The sequence below is a fragment of the Pseudonocardia sp. genome, assembly GCF_025965585.1.
GTDB lineage: Bacteria > Actinomycetota > Actinomycetes > Mycobacteriales > Pseudonocardiaceae > Pseudonocardia.
Window position 1 is genome coordinate 1 of sequence record NZ_JAOPWR010000480.1, and the last position, 15,806, is coordinate 15,806.

Annotated in this window: 14 protein-coding genes and 1 pseudogene; 8 read left to right on the forward strand and 7 right to left on the reverse strand. The window is 72.4% G+C overall.

All coding sequences use genetic code 11. From position 1 onward, the window contains the following. A partial coding sequence (locus JWR81_RS29715) for a helix-turn-helix domain-containing protein (protein ID WP_297660362.1) occupies window positions 1-771 on the forward strand: 771 nt, incomplete at its 5' end. Continuing rightward, window positions 768-1,862 carry a methyltransferase domain-containing protein gene (locus tag JWR81_RS29720; protein ID WP_297660365.1) on the forward strand — a complete coding sequence of 365 codons (1,095 nt, stop codon included), beginning with the start codon at window positions 768-770 and terminating at the stop codon, window positions 1,860-1,862. The genes JWR81_RS29715 and JWR81_RS29720, both read left to right, overlap by 4 nt. Window positions 1,863-1,950: 88 nt before the next feature. On the opposite strand, the gene JWR81_RS29725 is transcribed toward JWR81_RS29720, so the two are convergent. Next, the gene (locus JWR81_RS29725) at window positions 1,951-2,853 is read right to left on the reverse strand and encodes a family 16 glycosylhydrolase (RefSeq protein ID WP_297660367.1); all 903 of its coding nucleotides are present in this window, start codon (window positions 2,851-2,853) and stop codon (window positions 1,951-1,953) included. A gap of 45 nt (window positions 2,854-2,898) precedes the next feature. Here JWR81_RS29725 and JWR81_RS29730 point away from each other — a divergent pair, with 45 nt between their 5' ends. After that, window positions 2,899-4,788, forward strand: a complete 1,890-nt coding sequence (locus tag JWR81_RS29730) for a Na+/H+ antiporter NhaA (protein WP_297660369.1) — start codon at window positions 2,899-2,901, stop codon at window positions 4,786-4,788. 388 nt (window positions 4,789-5,176) lie between these two features. Here the strand turns inward: JWR81_RS29730 and JWR81_RS29735 are convergent. After that, window positions 5,177-5,761 (reverse strand): annotated as a pseudogene (locus JWR81_RS29735) (TetR/AcrR family transcriptional regulator); the annotation flags it as partial. A gap of 62 nt (window positions 5,762-5,823) precedes the next feature. Here JWR81_RS29735 and JWR81_RS29740 point away from each other — a divergent pair. Together JWR81_RS29740 and glgX are read left to right on the forward strand one after the other, a co-directional pair. Then, window positions 5,824-6,579, forward strand: coding sequence for an SDR family NAD(P)-dependent oxidoreductase (locus JWR81_RS29740; RefSeq protein WP_297660372.1), 756 nt, complete (start codon window positions 5,824-5,826; stop codon window positions 6,577-6,579). A gap of 154 nt (window positions 6,580-6,733) precedes the next feature. Continuing rightward, on the forward strand, window positions 6,734-8,845 hold the full coding sequence (gene glgX / locus JWR81_RS29745) for a glycogen debranching protein GlgX (RefSeq protein ID WP_297660374.1): 2,112 nt from the start codon (window positions 6,734-6,736) through the stop codon (window positions 8,843-8,845). Window positions 8,846-8,919: 74 nt separating this feature from the next. On the opposite strand, the gene JWR81_RS29750 is transcribed toward glgX, so the two are convergent. Next, entirely contained in the window at window positions 8,920-10,035 is a 1,116-nt protein-coding gene (locus JWR81_RS29750; protein ID WP_297660377.1) for an MBL fold metallo-hydrolase, read from the reverse strand. A gap of 108 nt (window positions 10,036-10,143) precedes the next feature. Here JWR81_RS29750 and JWR81_RS29755 point away from each other — a divergent pair, with 108 nt between their 5' ends. Next, entirely contained in the window at window positions 10,144-10,761 is a 618-nt protein-coding gene (locus JWR81_RS29755) for a TetR/AcrR family transcriptional regulator (RefSeq protein WP_297660381.1), read from the forward strand. Between the two features lies 1 nt (window position 10,762). Here the strand turns inward: JWR81_RS29755 and JWR81_RS29760 are convergent, their stop codons facing one another. Genes JWR81_RS29760 through JWR81_RS29770 form a run of 3 tightly spaced genes read right to left on the reverse strand, consistent with a single transcriptional unit; the run spans window position 10,763 to window position 13,517 of the window. After that, complete coding sequence (locus JWR81_RS29760; protein WP_297660384.1) at window positions 10,763-11,326, reverse strand: isochorismatase family protein; 564 nt, start codon at window positions 11,324-11,326, stop codon at window positions 10,763-10,765. Beyond that, window positions 11,323-13,041, reverse strand: coding sequence for an MFS transporter (locus JWR81_RS29765; RefSeq protein WP_297660386.1), 1,719 nt, complete (start codon window positions 13,039-13,041; stop codon window positions 11,323-11,325). Before JWR81_RS29765 ends, JWR81_RS29760 begins: the two co-directional genes overlap by 4 nt. 38 nt (window positions 13,042-13,079) lie before the next feature. Further along, window positions 13,080-13,517 (reverse strand): MarR family transcriptional regulator, encoded by a 438-nt coding sequence (locus tag JWR81_RS29770; RefSeq protein ID WP_297660389.1) that lies wholly within the window; start codon window positions 13,515-13,517, stop codon window positions 13,080-13,082. An 85-nt stretch (window positions 13,518-13,602) separates the two neighbouring features. On the opposite strand from JWR81_RS29770, the gene JWR81_RS29775 reads away from it, so the two are divergent. Continuing rightward, window positions 13,603-13,785, forward strand: coding sequence for a hypothetical protein (locus JWR81_RS29775; protein ID WP_297660392.1), 183 nt, complete (start codon window positions 13,603-13,605; stop codon window positions 13,783-13,785). Here the strand turns inward: JWR81_RS29775 and JWR81_RS29780 are convergent. Further along, window positions 13,772-15,334: an amino acid permease gene (locus JWR81_RS29780; protein ID WP_297660395.1), complete on the reverse strand. Its 1,563-nt coding sequence runs from the start codon at window positions 15,332-15,334 to the stop codon at window positions 13,772-13,774. The genes JWR81_RS29775 and JWR81_RS29780 overlap by 14 nt on opposite strands. A 306-nt stretch (window positions 15,335-15,640) precedes the next feature. On the opposite strand from JWR81_RS29780, the gene JWR81_RS29785 reads away from it, so the two are divergent. Next, the coding region (locus JWR81_RS29785) for an ATP-binding protein (protein ID WP_297660398.1) at window positions 15,641-15,806 on the forward strand (166 nt) is incomplete at its 3' end.

Sequence of the window (15,806 nt, forward strand, 5' to 3'; positions counted from 1 at the left end):
CTCGACGCCGAGCGCCGCGCCGACGCGCTCACCGCGGCCCGGGAGATCCGCACCGCGGCGCTGCGGCTGCTGCTGGGCGGCCAGACCGGCTCCGCGTGGGCGCTGCTCGCGCTGCCGTCCGCGGCCACCGGCCCGGTACGGGAGCAGGAGCGCCACCACGTCGTGCGGATCAGGGCGGCCGGTGATCCCGAGCCGCTCCTGGAGGCGGTCGAGCGGTGGGCGGCCGCCGAACCGGCTGTCGCGCTCACGGCCACGGTCGACGGGCACCTCATCGCCCTGGTGCGGGAGGGTGCCGATCTCGCGCCGCTGGTCAACGCGGTCGGCGCCGCGGGCGGGCAGGCCGGCGTCGGTGCCCCGGAGCCGCCCGGGCGCGTCGCCGACTCCGACGCCACCGCGCTGGCCGCGCTGGCGCGCACCACGTCCGACCGTCCCGTCGCGCGCTGGAACGACGTGGTCGACGGCGGCGTGGCGGCGCTGCTCGGCGGCCCGGCGGGTGAGGCGTTCGCGCGGTCCGTGCTCGGCGCCCTCGCCGAGGGGTCCGCCGAGAACGAGCGACTGCTCGCCACCCTCGACCGGTTCCACACCCACCACGGCCGGCTCGGCGACGTCGCGGCGTCGCTCGGGGTGCACCGCAACACCGTCCGGCGCCGGCTGCGCCGCGCGGAGGAGCTGACAGGACGGTCCCTGGCCGACGCGCGCGACCGCGTCGAGCTGTGGGTGGCGGCGGAGGTGCTGCGTTCCGCGTCCCGTCCCGGCAGGATCACCCCGTGACCACCACCGACGACGCGCCCGCACTCGACCGCAAGAAGGTGCGCGCGTTCGCGCGGCACCTGTTCGGCGTCTATACCGGCGGTGCGCTGACGTTCCTCATCGACATCGGGCACCGGACCGGCCTGTTCACCGCCGCGACCGCCGGCGCGGCCACCGCCACGGAGCTGGCCGACCGCGCCGGCCTGCAGGAGCGCTACGTCCGCGAGTGGCTGGGCGCGATGGTCACCGCAGAGATCATGACCTACGACCCGGCGACCTCCCGGTACGCGCTGCCTCCCGAGCACGCCGCCGCGCTGACCGGCGACGGGTCGAAGAACATGGCCCCGATGGCGGCGATGGTGCCGCTGCTGGGCCGCAACCTCGACGGCATCGAACAGGCGTTCCGTACCGGCGGCGGTGTCCCCTACTCGGCGTTCAGCCCGGACTTCACCGGCGTGATGGATCAGCTCAACCGCCGCCCGCTCGACGAGCTGCTCGTGGACGCGTGGCTGCCGCTGGTGCCCGGCCTGACCGACCGGCTGACGGCGGGGGCGCGCGTCGCCGACGTCGGCTGCGGCACCGGGCACGCGCTCGTCCTGCTCGCCGCGGCCTTCCCCGCGTCGACGTTCACCGGTTACGACATCGCGCCCGACGCGATCGCGCGGGCCACCGCCGAGGCCGCCGCTGCCGGGCTCACCAACGTCGCGTTCGAGGTGGCCGACGTCGCCGCGTTCCGTCCGGCCGTGCCACTGGACGTCGTGTTCGCCATCGACGCGGTGCACGACCAGGCCGATCCCGCAGCCGTCCTCCGCGGCGTGCACGACGCGCTCGTGCCCGGCGGCACGTTCGTCATGGTGGACATGGCGGCGTCGAGCGATCTCGCCGAGAACGTCGGCAACCCCTTCGCGCCGTGGATCTACGCGATCAGCACGCTGCACTGCATGACCGTCTCCCTCGCCCACGACGGTGCGGGCCTCGGCGCGGCGTGGGGCGAGCAGTTGGCCCGCACGATGCTCGACGACGCGGGCTTCGGCGAGGTCGTCACGCATCCCGCGCCCGGCCAGGCCCTCAACCTGATCTACGCCACCCAGCGGCCGTCGTCGAGCCGCTGATCGCCGTCACGTGAGGTCCACGCTCCGCTGGGCCGGCAACCCTGTGCCGGATCGAGCTCCCGTCGACGGCGTAGCGAGGGTGCGCGGATCAGCCCAGGGCGCGCGGCGTCCGGTCCGGGAAGAGCCCCGGTTGTCCCGTGGCCGGGTCGCCGGGCGCCAGCGAGAGGGTGGCGGGCTCGCTCTCCGGCAGCGCCCACTGTCGCGCCCAGTCCATGTGCATGGCCGTGCCGCCGACGGCGAAGCCGAAGTAGTCGAGCTGCATCGTCATCACCATGGGCCGCGGCGGGAAGTGGCTCGTGTCGGTGCTCGACCACCACTCCCGGCCGTCGACGTAGGCCGTCATGCGCTCGGGTGTCCACTCCAGCGCCCAGGCCGTCCACTGCGTGGCGTCGTGGTCCACCGAGCCGGCGTCCTGGGAGTTGTCCGCGCCGTAGTGCAGGTGGAAACCGGTCTCCTGGCGGAGGGGGTCCGTGATCTCCATCCAGTCGATCTCCCCGCCCTCCGGCCAGTCCTCCGCCACCGGCCACAGCAGGATCACCGCGTTGAGGCCGCCGCCACCCATGTCGGACTTCACGCACGTCTCCCACCGGCCGTACTTCTGCCCGGGGTGCCAGCTCATGGCGCCGGTGGTGCCGTCGGCGGTGCCGGTGATCGTCGCGACGCCGTCGGCGACGGTGATGGCCTCCGGGGTGCGCTCGCCGTTGCGCTCATGTCCCGGCTCCGGGCCGTAGGGGTGCCAGTCTGCGGGGAGCCCGTCCTGGAAGTCGGACTGCCGGGTCGGGGCGCCCCAGCCGTAACGGGCCGAGGCGGTGTCCGGGCACTCGGAGCCCGCCGGTCCGGCCGGTCCCGCCGAACCGACGGCGGCCGAACCCGCGGTGGGCGCTCCGGGCGCCACCGAAGTGGCGGGCGGAGACGGGGCCGAGCAGCCGGCGGCGACCGCCAGCAGGACGCACGCCGCCACCGCCGACCGTGACGAACCGGACCTGGGCATCCGGCCACACTAGGGGGCCACCCGACCGTGGACGACACTGTGTCCATGACGGTCTCGGGCGTCGGGTACGTCGGGCAGACGGCGTGGGGTCAGGGGTTCGCCCGCCGGGTGCGCCGGCTGACCGGCTCGGAGGCGGGCGGCGCAGTGGTGCTGCTCGTCGCGGCTGTGGCGGCACTGGTGTGGGCCAACGTCGACGGTGCCGCGTACAACGGCATCTGGAGCACCCCGCTCGCCGTCAGCGTCGGCAGCCCTCCCCACGGTGTGGCCCTGGAGCTGAGCCTGCGCGAGTGGGTCAACAGCGGCCTGATGTCGTTCTTCTTCCTGGTGGTGGGGCTGGAGGCACGCCGCGAGTTCGACCTGGGCGAGCTGCGCGAGCGCCGCCGCCTCGTGCTGCCGCTGCTCGCCGGGCTGGCCGGGATGGTCGTGCCGGTGGCGATCTACCTCTCCGTCACGGCAGGCACGCGCGCCACGGTCGGCTGGGGCGCGGCGATGTCCACCGACACGGCCCTCGCGCTCGGCCTGCTCGCACTGGCGGGCATCCGCTCCCCCGCGCTGCGGTCGTTCCTGCTGACCGTCCTCGTGGTGGACGACCTGGTGGCCCTGACGATCATCGCCGTGGTCTACACCGGCGTGGTCGCGATCGTCCCGCTGCTCGTCGCCGCCGGGGTGCTGGTGCTCGTCGTGGTCGCGCGGGCCGCGCACGTGCGCAGCGGGTTCGTGTACGCGGTGCTCGGCGTGGCGGCGTGGGTGGCACTGCACGAGTCGGGCGTCGACCCGGTGACCGCAGGCCTGACGCTCGGCCTCCTCACCTGGGCGCGCCCCGCGTCGCGGGAGAAGCTGGAGGTCGCCACCGACCTCGTGCGCGCGTTCCGCGAGCAGCCGACGGCCGCACTGGCCCGCACCGCCCGCGTCGGGCTCGGCGCCGCGATCTCCCCCAACGCCGGCTACCAGCAGCTCTACTCGCCGTGGGTGACGTTCCTCGTGGTCCCGCTGTTCGCGCTGGCCAACGTCGGCATCCCCGTCGGCGGCGACGCCCTCGCCGCCGCGCTCGCCTCGCCGATCACACTGGGCATCGTCGCCGCGTACGTGCTCGGCAAGCCCGTGGGCATCGCGGGCATGTCCTGGTTGGTCACGGTCGTGACGCGGGGCCGGTTGCGGCCACCGGTGGGCTGGGCGGCGGTCGTGGGTGGCGGCACCATCGCGGGCGTCGGGTTCACCGTCTCGCTGCTCATCGCGACGCTCGCCTTCACCGGACCGGATCTCGACGCAGCCAAGCTCGGGGTGCTCGCCGCCGCGGTGGTCGCCTTCGCGTTGAGCAAGCTGGTCTTCACCGTCACCGCGATGCTCCCGGAGAGCGTGGGCGAGCGGGCGCTGCTGGGCAGCTCACCGGTGATCGTCGATCTCCTGGACCCGATCGACGAGGAGCGCGACCACCTGCGCGGCCCGTCGGAGGCGCCCGTCTCCGTGGTGGAGTACGGCGACTTCGAGTGTCCCTACTGCGGGCAGGCGGAGCCGGTGGTGCGCGAGTTGCTCGCCGAGCGCGGCGACGTGCGCTACGTCTGGCGGCACCTGCCGCTGACCGATGTCCACCCGCGGGCGCAGGTGGCCGCGGAGGCGGCGGAGGCGGCCGCCGAGCAGGGCAGGTTCTGGGAGATGCACGACCTGCTCCTCGACCACCCGGGCCAGCTGCTGCCGCGCGACCTGGTGGCCCACGCCAAGGACCTCGGCCTCGACGTCGAGCGGTTCCGCGACGACCTGCACTCCCACCTCGGGCGCGAGCGGATCGCCGCCGACGTCGCGTCGGCGGACCGCAGCGCGGTGTCGGGCACGCCCACGTTCTTCGTCAACGGGCGGCGCCACCACGGCGCCTACGACATCGGGTCACTGACGGCGGAGGTCAACGCGGCGCGCGTCCGGGCCGAGGCCGGCCGCTAACGCGGCGGCCACGCTGGCGCGGCGTCAGCGCGCCGCGGACCAGGGCCCGCAGCTCGTCGTCGGAGATCTGCTCCGCGTCACGGGGGCGCAGCCGCAAGGTGCCGCGCCCCGACGACAGTTCCGGCCGGCGGGCCACGATCCCGCCGTCGCTCGCCCCGTCCCATCCGTAGAGCGACACCCCGTGCTTCCAGACGCCGACGTGGAGGCGCTGGTCACCGACCGAGAACGTCGGCATCGCGTGGGAGAGCACCACGTCGGCGTCGGGGAACTCCTCGACCACGAGCTGGTGGAGCCGGTCGAACAGCGGCCGGTGAGCGGGCTCGATGGCGTCGATGTAGGCCCGCGCCGCGTCGTCCATCCGGACATTCTGCACTGGGACCGCCGTGCTGCCGGCGCCCCGGAGGTGCTCGATGCCGACGTCGAGCGCCGCCTCGAGGTGGGTGAGCCGGCCGCTGGACAGCATCATGACCACGCCGCCCTGGATCCCGGCGAGCAGTGCGGCCGCCGTGCGGCCGGCGTCGAGCTCCGCCCGGACCTCGCCCGCGTCCTGCATGTGGCGGATGCCGACGGTGATCTCACCCTGCCACTGCCGCATCAGCTCACCGAGCACCGCCTGCGCGCCGGGTGTGCCGCGGCCCAGCTGCGAGACCAGGACGTTGAGCGGGCAGTGCTGCCCCTGGCCCCGGTAGCGGTCCACCACGGCGTCGCGCCACCGCAGCCACGCCTCCCACGACGTGAGCGCGCTCAGGTGCGGCTGCTGGTCGGACAGGACGCGGCCGGCCTCGTGGCGGGCCACCGCAAGGAGGAGCTCCTCCTTGCCGCCGGGAAAGTAGTGGAACAGCTGCCCTTTGCTGGTACCCGTGCGGGAGCGCACATCGTCGAGGGTGGTGGCGGCCACGCCGTTCTCGCGGATCTCGGCCGCCGCACCCTCGACGATCCGCTGCCGCGTCGCCGCACCCTTCGCCGTCAGCACCGGCACACCTGGCCTCCTGTTCTGGACTCGCGAGTCCAATTTACGCGAGGCACGCTCGGGACATGACCACACGACTGCACGACCGCACCGCACTCGTCACCGGATCCACCGACGGCATCGGGGCGGCCGTCGCGCGCGCACTCGCCGCAGACGGCGCCCATGTGGTGGTGAGCGGCCGCGACGCCGAGCGCGGCGAGAAGGTGGTCGGCGCCATCGCCCGGGACGGCGGGCGGGCGACCTTCGTGCGCGCCGACCTGGCCGACGGGGCGAGGGCCGTCCGGACGCTCGCCGACGCCGCCCACACGATCGCGGGCGGGGCGCTGGACGTCCTCGTGAACAACGCGGCGATGCTGATCGTCCCCGGGCCGACCGCCGACGTCGGCGAGGACCTGATCGACCGGGCGCTGGCGGTCAACGTCAAGGCCGCGTTCCTGCTGACCGGGCTCGTCGCCCCCGCGATGGTCGCGCGCGGCCGCGGTGCCGTCGTCAACATGGGGTCGATCAACGGCTTCGGGGGCTCGGCAGGGTCGGCCCTCTACAGCACGACGAAGGCCGCGATGCACTCGCTGACGAAGTCCTGGGCCGACGAGTACGGACCGTTCGGCGTGCGGGTCAACACCGTCGCACCCGGTCCGACCAGCACCGACAAGGTGGCCGCCATGGCGGCGCACCTCGCGCCGCTGATCGCGCGCTTCCCGTCCCGCCGGGCCAGCACACCGGACGAGGTCGCGAAGGCCGTCGTGTTCCTGGCGAGCGACGACGCCGCGAACATCCACGGCGCCACGCTCTCGGTCGACGGCGGCGCCGCCGCGATCTGAGATGCTCCGCATCGTGATCGGGCACCGCTCGGTGCCGGCGTTTGCGCGCCGCCCCGACCGGGCATCCTGATCACCAGCAGGCCCGGCGGCCGCGGCGCGCGGGCGACCGCGGCGCGCGGGTGCCCGCCCGATCGTCTGACGTCTTGGAGAACGCGTGCACATCTGGCCCGGATCGCCCTACCCCCTGGGATCGACGTTCGACGGCGGTGGCACCAACTTCGCGATCTTCTCCGAGGTGGCCGAGCGCATCGAGCTGTGCCTGTTCGACGACGCGGGCGTCGAGTCGCGGGTGAACCTGCCCGAGCGCAACGGGCTGGTCTGGCACGGCTACCTGCCGCAGGTGTGGCCCGGGCAGCGCTACGGCTACCGCGTGCACGGCCCGTACGAGCCGGCGTCCGGGCTGCGCTGCAACCCGTCGAAGCTGCTGCTCGACCCGTACGCCAAGGCCGTCGACGGCGAGATCGACTGGGACGAGGCGCTGTTCTCGTACAAGTTCGGCGAGCCCGACTCGTTCAACGACAGCGACTCCGCCCCGCACGCGATGACGTCGGTGGTGATCAACCCGTATTTCGACTGGGCCCACGACCGGCCGCTGCGGGTGCCCTACAACGACACAGTCATCTACGAGGCCCACGTCAAGGGCATGACGATGCGCCACCCGGGCATCCCCGAGGACGTCCGCGGCAGCTATGCCGGCATGGCGCACCCGGCGATGATCAAGCACTTCAAGAAGCTCGGGGTCACGGCCGTCGAGCTGATGCCGGTGCACCAGTTCGTGCACGACTCGACGCTCGCCCACAAGGGCCTGCGCAACTACTGGGGCTACAACACCATCGGCTTCTTCGCCCCGCACAACGACTACGCCAGCTTCGGCACCCGCGGGCAGCAGGTCTACGAGTTCAAATCGATGGTGCGCACCCTGCACCGGGCGGGCATCGAGGTGATCCTCGACGTCGTCTACAACCACACCGCCGAGGGCAACCACATGGGTCCGACCCTGTCGTTCCGCGGCATCGACAACCGGGCCTACTACCGGCTCGTCGACGGCGACGAGAAGCACTACTACGACACCACCGGCACCGGCAACAGCCTCAACGTGCGCCACCACGAGTCGCTGCGGCTGCTCATGGACTCCCTGCGCTACTGGGTCACCGACATGCACGTGGACGGCTTCCGGTTCGACCTGGCCTCGTCGCTGGCACGGGAGTTCCACGAGGTCGACCGGCTCTCGGCGTTCTTCGACCTCGTCAACCAGGACCCGATCGTCAGCCAGGTCAAGCTCATCGCCGAGCCGTGGGACGTCGGGGACGGCGGCTACCAGGTGGGTGGCTTCCCGCCGCTGTGGACGGAGTGGAACGGCAAGTACCGCGACACGGTCCGCGACTTCTGGCGGGGTGAGCCGGCGAGCCTCGGGGAGTTCGCGGCGCGCTTCACCGGCTCGTCGGACCTCTACGAGGCCGACAACCGCAGGCCCATCGCGTCGATCAACTTCGTGACCGCGCACGACGGCTTCACGCTCGAGGACCTCGTGTCCTACAACGAGAAGCACAACGAGGACAACGGCGAGGACAACCGCGACGGCGAGAACCACAACCGGTCCTGGAACTGCGGCGCCGAGGGCCCCACCGACGACAGCGAGATCTACGCGCTGCGCGAGCGCCAGAAGCGCAACATCCTCGCCACACTGATGCTGAGCCAGGGCGTGCCGATGATCGCCCACGGCGACGAGCTCGGCCGCTCCCAGCAGGGCAACAACAACGTCTACTGCCAGGACAACGAGCTGAGCTGGGTCGACTGGGACCGGGCCCGCGCCAACGAGGTGCTCACCGACTTCACCGCGCGGCTCGCCGCCCTGCGCGCCGAGCACCCGATCTTCCGCAGGCAGCGCTTCTTCCAGGGCAGGCCGCTGCGCGGCTCGGGCATCGACGACATCGCGTGGCTGCGCACCGACGCCCAGCCGATGAGCGACGAGGACTGGGACAGCGGCGACACCCACGCCATGGCCATCCACCTCAACGGGCGGGGCATCCCCGACCGCGACGAGCTGGGCGAGCGGATCGTCGACGACTCCTTCCTGCTGCTCATCAACACCCACCACGAGGAGCACACGTTCACGCTCCCCGACGAGACCTACGGGAAGGCCTGGGTCGCGGTGGTGGACACGGCCGACCCGCTGCTCGCCGACACCGGCCGGTACCCCTTCACGCCCGGCAGCACGGTCGAGCTGCGGTGCCGGTCGATGATCGTGCTGCAGAGCGGGTACTAGCGGTTGCGCCACTCCCCGGCCAGCGCGCGAGCGGGGTGCGGGGGTCCAGTTCGGTGGTCATGCGCCTTCGGTGGTCATGCGCTGCTCCTGGCGGCGGGGACGGCGACGCGGCGCACCCGGTGGAGGGGGTCGCCTTCGGTGCCGGTACGGACATCGACCCGGGCGAGGTCACCGGTGTCGACGAGGTATCGGAGGTGGGCGGCCGTCTCTGCGACGGCGGCGAACGTCATCGGCCCGATCTCGGCCCAGGGCCGCGACCAGGTCAGCTGGGAGGTGAGCTGCCAGACCGTCGGCTCCCCGAGCTCGGTGACGACGTCGAGGATCTCGGCGCAGCGGTGCTCGTGGTGCTCGCGCAGCCGCCGGACGCGCCGGGCGATGCCGCGGAACCGGTACTCGTGGGCCGGGAGGGCGTCGTGGTCGTCGAACGCGGCCGTGCGCTCGAGCGAGCCGAGGAACTCGGCGAGGACGGGCGCGTCGGCGCCCGGGTGCAGGCCGACGTTGGGCGTGATCCGCGGCAACACGTGGTCGCCGGTGAGCAGCAGCCGCGCGTCGACCTCCTGCAGGCACAGGTGGCCCGGTGTGTGCCCGGGCGTCCAGACCGCGCGCAGCCTGCGGCCGCGCATCGGTACGAGGTCGCCGTCGTCGAGCAGGACGTCGGGTTCCGCCATGCCCGTCGCCCTCGACGGGTCGCCGCGGAAGGACGCGAGCAGCGCGCGCGCCTCGTCCTCGGGCGCGCCGCTCGCGCGGAGCCACCGCAGGGCCCCGCGGGCCCGGTCGCCTGCGCTGACCGTGCGGTCGGGCAGCGTGTCGCGCTCCGCGGGGTGCATCGCGATCCAGGCGCCGGACACCTCCCTCAGCCGGGCCGAGAGCCCGTGGTGGTCGGGATGGACGTGCGTGGCGACGATCCCGGCAACGTCGGCCGCCGTGGCACCCGCGGCGGCGAGACCGGCGGACAACGCCGCCCAGCCGTCCTCGGTGTCCCAGCCCGGATCGACGACGACGATCCCCTCGTCGCCGGGGACGAGGTAGCTGAGCGTGTAGCGCAGCGGGTTGTCCGGGATGGGCACGGGTACCGACCAGATGCCGGCGGCGAGCCCCTCGACCGGCGGGAACGTGCGCGCCGCCCACGCCGCGTGCTGCGCGGTGCCGACGACCTCGATCGCGCCATCCTCGTCCTGCGTGAGAACCATCCCACCGACTTCCTAGACGTATATCGTCCGAAACAGGTTCGAGGCTATACCGCTCGCGCCACGCCACTCAAGGAGCGCTTGCTCACGCCGGTTTGGCAGGCTGCTCCCATGACCACCCGCCACTCCGACCGGTCCGCTGCGCCGGGCGTCGGCAGGCCCCGTGATCCCGGGGTCGACGAGCGGGTGGCCCGCGCCGCCGCCGACGTCTTCGGCAAGGAGGGCTGGGCCGGCTTCACCGTGGACGCAGTGGCCCGCCGCGCCGGTGTCGGCAAGGCGTCGATCTACCTGCGCTGGCCCAACAAGGAGGCGCTGCTCGTCGGGGCGCTGTCGAGCCGGATCGACCGGGTGGCCGACATCGACACCGGCTCCGTGCGCGACGACCTCGTGCAGCTCGCCCGCCAGATGCTGACGTCCTACCTCGGCGACTCCGGCCGCGCCACGATCCGGCTGCTCACCGACGCCGACACCGTCCCGGGCGTCGGCGAGCAGGTCGAGAAGGTACGGGAGGCGCAGGTGCTGGCGGCACGCGCGATCGTCCGGCGCGGGATCCGGCGCGGCGAGCTGCGGGCCGGCACGAGCGTCACGCTGCTGCTCGACGCCGTGGTCGGGGGCTGCCTCAACCACGTCCTCGCCACGCCCGCACATCTGCGCGAGCAGGTCGCCGCGGGGGCCGACGCCTATGCCGCGGATCTCGTGGCGTTCGTGCTGCGGGCCGTGGCCACCTGAGTCAGCGAGTGGCGTCGAGCATCGCCAGGACGTCGGCGCTGGTGGTGGTCTCGCCGAGCCGCGGTAAGACCCGCTCGATACTGCCCCGGTGGGCCTCGGCGTTCCTGTCGGTCATCGCGTCGGTCGCGAGCACCACGTGGTAGCCGTGCTCGTAGGCCGCGCGTGCCGTCGACTCGACGCCGCTGCTGGTGGCGACCCCGGCGAGCACGACCTGCGTCACGCCCTTGTCGCGGAGGTGGGCGTCGAGATCGGTGCCGTGGAAGGCACCCCACGTCCGCTTGACGACCCGGTGGTCGCCGGGCCGGGCGTCCAGCTCGTCGACGAGATCGGCCCAGTCCGGCGGCGGGGTCGGACCGGACCGGCTCCCGGCGTCGGTGCGCCCCGGAGCGCCGCCCGCGACGGTCACCAGCACGACCGGCAGGTCGCGCCGGCGGAACGCGGCGGCCAGGCCGGCGGCGCGGTCCACGATCTCGGGGAGCGGGTCCACCGTGGGGACGCCGAGCATGCCCTTCTGCAGGTCGATCACGACGAGGGCGGGGACGGGGTCGAGGGTCGTGAGGCTCATCGCGACTCGCTTTCGATCGGGGTGTGGGACACGGCGTCGGACAGGACGGCACGGCCGCCGCGCAGCAACGACGCGAGACCGGCGATCGCCGCCAGGCCGGCGGCGACCGCGAAGACGATCACGAGACCGTCGTGGAACGGCCCCGAGATCACGTCGGGGAAGAACTCCCGGCCGGTGAGCACCTGCCGGCTCGCCACGGGCAGCGCGGCGAGGACACCGGTGGGGGCCAGCAGGTTCTGCACCGGGTTCACCCCCAGCACCGCCGCGAACAGCGACGACACCGGCGGGAGGCTGCCGATCTGCGCGGCGACGGCGTGGGGCACGCCCTGCTGCTGCAGGCCGCTCGTGAGCGCCTGCGGGAGGCTGCTCGCCAGCCCCGCGATCATCAGCGAGAAGAAGACGCCGATCGACAGCGCGGTGCCGGAGTTCTGGAACGTCGACCGCATGCCCGACGCCACACCGCGCTGGCTCGCGGGCACGCTGCTCATGATCGACGACGAGTTGGGCGCGCCGAACATGCCGCTGGCGATCCCGTTGGCGGCGATGAGCACCGCGAAGGCCCAGTAGGAGAAGTCGACCGGCAGCGCCATCAGCCCGAGGAAGCTCGCGCCGAAAAGGACCATGCCGGAGGTGGCCACGCCCCGCGCGCCGATCCGGTCCGACAGCGTGCCCGCGACCGGGCCCGACACGAGGAACCCGGCCGTCAGCGGGAGAAGGAAGATGCCCGCCCACAGCGGCGTGTCGGCGTAGTCGTAGCCGTGCAGCGGCAGCCAGATGCCCTGCAGCCAGATGATGAGCATGAACTGCAGTCCGCCCCGGGCGACGGACACGGCGAAGCCCGCGATGTTGCCCGCGGTGAACTCCCGGATGCGGAACAGGCCGAGCTCGATCAACGGTGCGGCGATCCGGGTCTCGATCACGACGAACGCCGCGAGCAGCACGACGCCACCGACCAGCAGGCCGTAGACCGACGGATCCGTCCAGCTCATGGTGTGGCCGCCGGAGGGCTGGATGCCCTCCGTGACGGCGACGAGCACCGCGCCCAGCCCCAGGGCGAACGTGGCGTTGCCCCACCAGTCGATGCGCCCGCCGCCGCTCCGACCCGTGTCGCGCAGCGTGCGGTAGGCCCACACCGTGCCGAAGACGCCGACGGGCACGTTGACCCAGAACACCGCCCGCCAGTCCACCGCGGCGAGCAGGCCGCCCGCGACCAGGCCGATGAACATGCCGGCCAGGCCGGCGACCTGGTTGATGCCCAGGGCGAAGCCGCGCCGGTCGGCCGGGAACGCGTCGGTGAGGATGGCCGCGGAGTTGGCGGTGAGCATGGACCCGCCAACGGCCTGCAGGACACGCCAGCCGATCAGCCACAGTGCACCGTTGCCGCCCACGAACGGGTCGAACGACAGCAGCACCGACGCGGCGGTGAACACCGCGAAGCCCGCGTTGTAGATCCGGACCCGCCCGTACATGTCACCGAGCCGGCCGACGGTGACCACGAGCACCGCCTGGACCAGCCGGTAACCCATGATCATCCAGAGCAGGTAGCTGATGTTGCCCGCGGCCAGCGGGTCCAGCCGGATCCCGGTGAAGATCGCCGGCAGCGCGATGATGACGATGGACCCGTCCAGCGCCGACATGAACACGGCGGCGGTGGTGTTCGCGAGCGCCACCCACTGGTAGCGGTCGGTGGTGCTCGCGGTCCCCGTCGTCCCCATTCCCGTCGTCCCCATCCCCGTCGTCCCCATACCCGTCGTCACAGCCGCGCCGCCAGCCGCTCCAGCAGCGGGGCGGCGGCGAGCAGCCGCTCCAGCTCCACGGGCGTGAACTCGTCGGAGAGCGCGTCGGCCAGCTGCCGGGTGCGCGCGTCGCGGCGGTCGGACATGGCCGTGCGCCCCGCGTCGGTCACCGACAGCAGGACCCGCCTGCCGTCCTGCGGATCGGGGCGCCGCTCGACGAGCCCGCGGGCCTCGAGCGCACCGAGCGTGGCCCCCATCGACTGGGGGCTGATCTGCTCGAGCTTCGCGAGTGCCGCCGAGGTGGCCGGGCCCCCGCGGTCCAGCCGCGCCAGCGCGGACATCTCGGGGGAGGTGAGCCCCCCGTCGGGATGCGACTGGCGGAGCTTGCGGGTGAGCAGGCTGATGCTCATCCGCAGCGCGCCGGCCACGCGCAGGGCGTCGAGGACCTCGGACATACCCTCAGCCTAACCTGATAAGCCCAGCCTGACAAATTTGCAGGGTCGCCCATCGAACGCCCGACCATGGCCACCGGGCGAGGCGGTGCGCGACCGGCACTACGTGCTGGCCACGGCACCGCGCTGGATCGAGACGTCGCCGTTCGCGCCGGTGGCCGAGCGCCTGCGCGGCGACCCGGCGTGGCAGGTGCACGACCTGCCTACCACCCACAACGTGCTGGCCGGCGGCCCCGAGACGTTCCTGGCGCTGCTCCTCACGCTGCTCTGACGTCCGTGCCCGGGGCGTCCACCGTGGTCTTCGGGCCGGTGAACCAGTTCTTCACCGACAGGTGCCAGTAGATCCAGAGCAGGATCAGCGCGCCCGGCACGACGAGCACCGTGTAGTTCACGTACTTCCACGCGAACTCCGGGTACCACGGCGCCCCGCCGCTGCTCGTGGGCAGCAGCGCGATGATCGACGTCACGACGATCTCGACGAGCGCCACGACGCACATCCACCGGTACTTCGTGCCCAGCGTCCAGCCGCCCGTCGGGAAGCTGTCGCCGGCCTTCCACCGGTAGTAGATCGGGATCGCGAAGGCGAGGTAGAGCCCCACCACGCCGATCGACACGACCGCGAAGAACGCCACCGGCACCGGGGCCCCGTTGATGTCCACCTTCACCAGCGCGGGCACCGTCAGCACCGCCGCGACGACGGCGGTGAGGACCACGCCGTAGACCGGGACCTTGCCGCTGTTGAGCCGCGACCAGTACCGGCCACCGGGCACCGCGCCGTCGCGGCTGAACGCGAAGAGCATGCGGGTGGTGCTGGTCATGCAGGCGATCGTGCAGAAGAACTGGCCGGCGGTGGAGATCAGCAGCAGCGTGCCGCCCCAGCCGCTCGACAGGGCCTGGCCGATGATCACGGCGACCCCGCCACCGCCCGCGGTGACCTTGTCCTCGTCCTGGACGGCGAACAGGAACGACAGCAGCAGGATCCAGCCGCCGATGCCGGAGTAGAGGATCGAGCGCCAGATGCCCTTCGCGGCCGCGTTCGCCGCGCTCTTCGTCTCCTCCGACAGGTGGGCCGAGGCGTCGTAGCCGGTGATCGTGTACTGGGTGAGGATGAACGACAGCGGGAGCACGCCGAACACGAACGCGAGGCCGCCGGTCTGCCCCCCGAAGAACCCCGTGTTGTTCACGGTGTGGGTGAAGACCGCACCGATGCTGGCGTGCCGGGACGGCACGATGATCAGGATGAGCACCACCGCGGCCGCGCCGACCACGTGCCACCACACGGAGATGTTGTTGATGATGGCCAGCAGGTGGCTCGAGAAGATGTTGATCACCGAGGCGATCACGAGGATCGCGAGGAAGAACAGGAAGATGTTGTCGAGGTCCCCCGACGTCCACGCCGGGTCGAGGAGCCCGAGCGTGATGTCGAAGAACGTGGCACAGCCGTAAGCCACCGACGCCACGATGGCCAGCAGGCCGATGAGGTTGAGCCAGCCCGTGTAGTAGCCGGCCTTGGCGCCGCCGAGCTTGGAGGCCCACCAGTAGATGCCGCCCGAGGTCGGGTAGGACGACACGAGCTCCGCCATGCAGAAGCCGATCACGAGGATCAGCGACGCGATGATCGGCCAGCCCCACGCGATGGCCGCCGGGCCGCCGTTGTTCCAGCCGAGCCCGAAGCTGGTGAAGCACCCGGCGAGGATCGAGATGATCGAGAACGAGATGGCGAAATTCGAGAATCCGGACCAGGACCGGCTCAGCTCCTGCTTGTAGCCGAGCTCGGCCAGCTTCATCTCGTCCTCGTCGACCGCAATTCCTTCGGGCACGTCGTGGGCTCCTCTGCGGGCGCGGGGCGGGTGATCGGAAGGTACTCGCGAGGACCCCGGACGCAAGGAGATCGACGAGGATAATTTCCTGTAACGGAGCCTGTCGGGAGGCGATCGACCGCCTCGGCCGCGAACGGGTCAGGGCCGTGATCGCCTTCTGTATGCCCTGGCTGCGCAGGACCTGGCGGGTAGTACGCGGACAGATAGGTGCGGCTGGTCCGGGCTGCGGCCCCGGGCGCATTCGGTTCACCGGACGGCTGGACCAGCGGGTTGCCGATCGAGTCGGCGCCGCCTCTACCATTAGCCATGGATAGGTCCAGCAGCCAACCGGGGCTCGGGTTGCTTGGTCGGCGCCGCGAGTGCGAGGCGCTGGACCGACTGGTGGACCGGGTCCGGGCCGGTCAGAGCTCGGTGCTGGTCCTTCACGGCGAGCCCGGAGCCGGTAAGACCGCCCTGTTGGACTACCTGCGCG

Excerpts from the sequence above, each read along its gene's own strand:
- JWR81_RS29770 (WP_297660389.1), bottom strand. The coding sequence starts at position 13,517 with ATGTCCGAGGTCCTCGACGCCCTGCGCGTGGCCGGCGCGCTGCGGATG.
- JWR81_RS29760 (WP_297660384.1), bottom strand. The coding sequence starts at position 11,326 with ATGAGCCTCACGACCCTCGACCCCGTCCCCGCCCTCGTCGTGATCGAC.
- JWR81_RS29725 (WP_297660367.1), bottom strand. The coding sequence starts at position 2,853 with ATGCCCAGGTCCGGTTCGTCACGGTCGGCGGTGGCGGCGTGCGTCCTG.
- JWR81_RS29755 (WP_297660381.1), top strand. The coding sequence starts at position 10,144 with ATGACCACCCGCCACTCCGACCGGTCCGCTGCGCCGGGCGTCGGCAGG.
- JWR81_RS29730 (WP_297660369.1), top strand. The coding sequence starts at position 2,899 with ATGACGGTCTCGGGCGTCGGGTACGTCGGGCAGACGGCGTGGGGTCAG.
- JWR81_RS29765 (WP_297660386.1), bottom strand. The coding sequence starts at position 13,041 with ATGGGGACGACGGGGACCGCGAGCACCACCGACCGCTACCAGTGGGTG.
- JWR81_RS29750 (WP_297660377.1), bottom strand. The coding sequence starts at position 10,035 with ATGGTTCTCACGCAGGACGAGGATGGCGCGATCGAGGTCGTCGGCACC.
- JWR81_RS29740 (WP_297660372.1), top strand. The coding sequence starts at position 5,824 with ATGACCACACGACTGCACGACCGCACCGCACTCGTCACCGGATCCACC.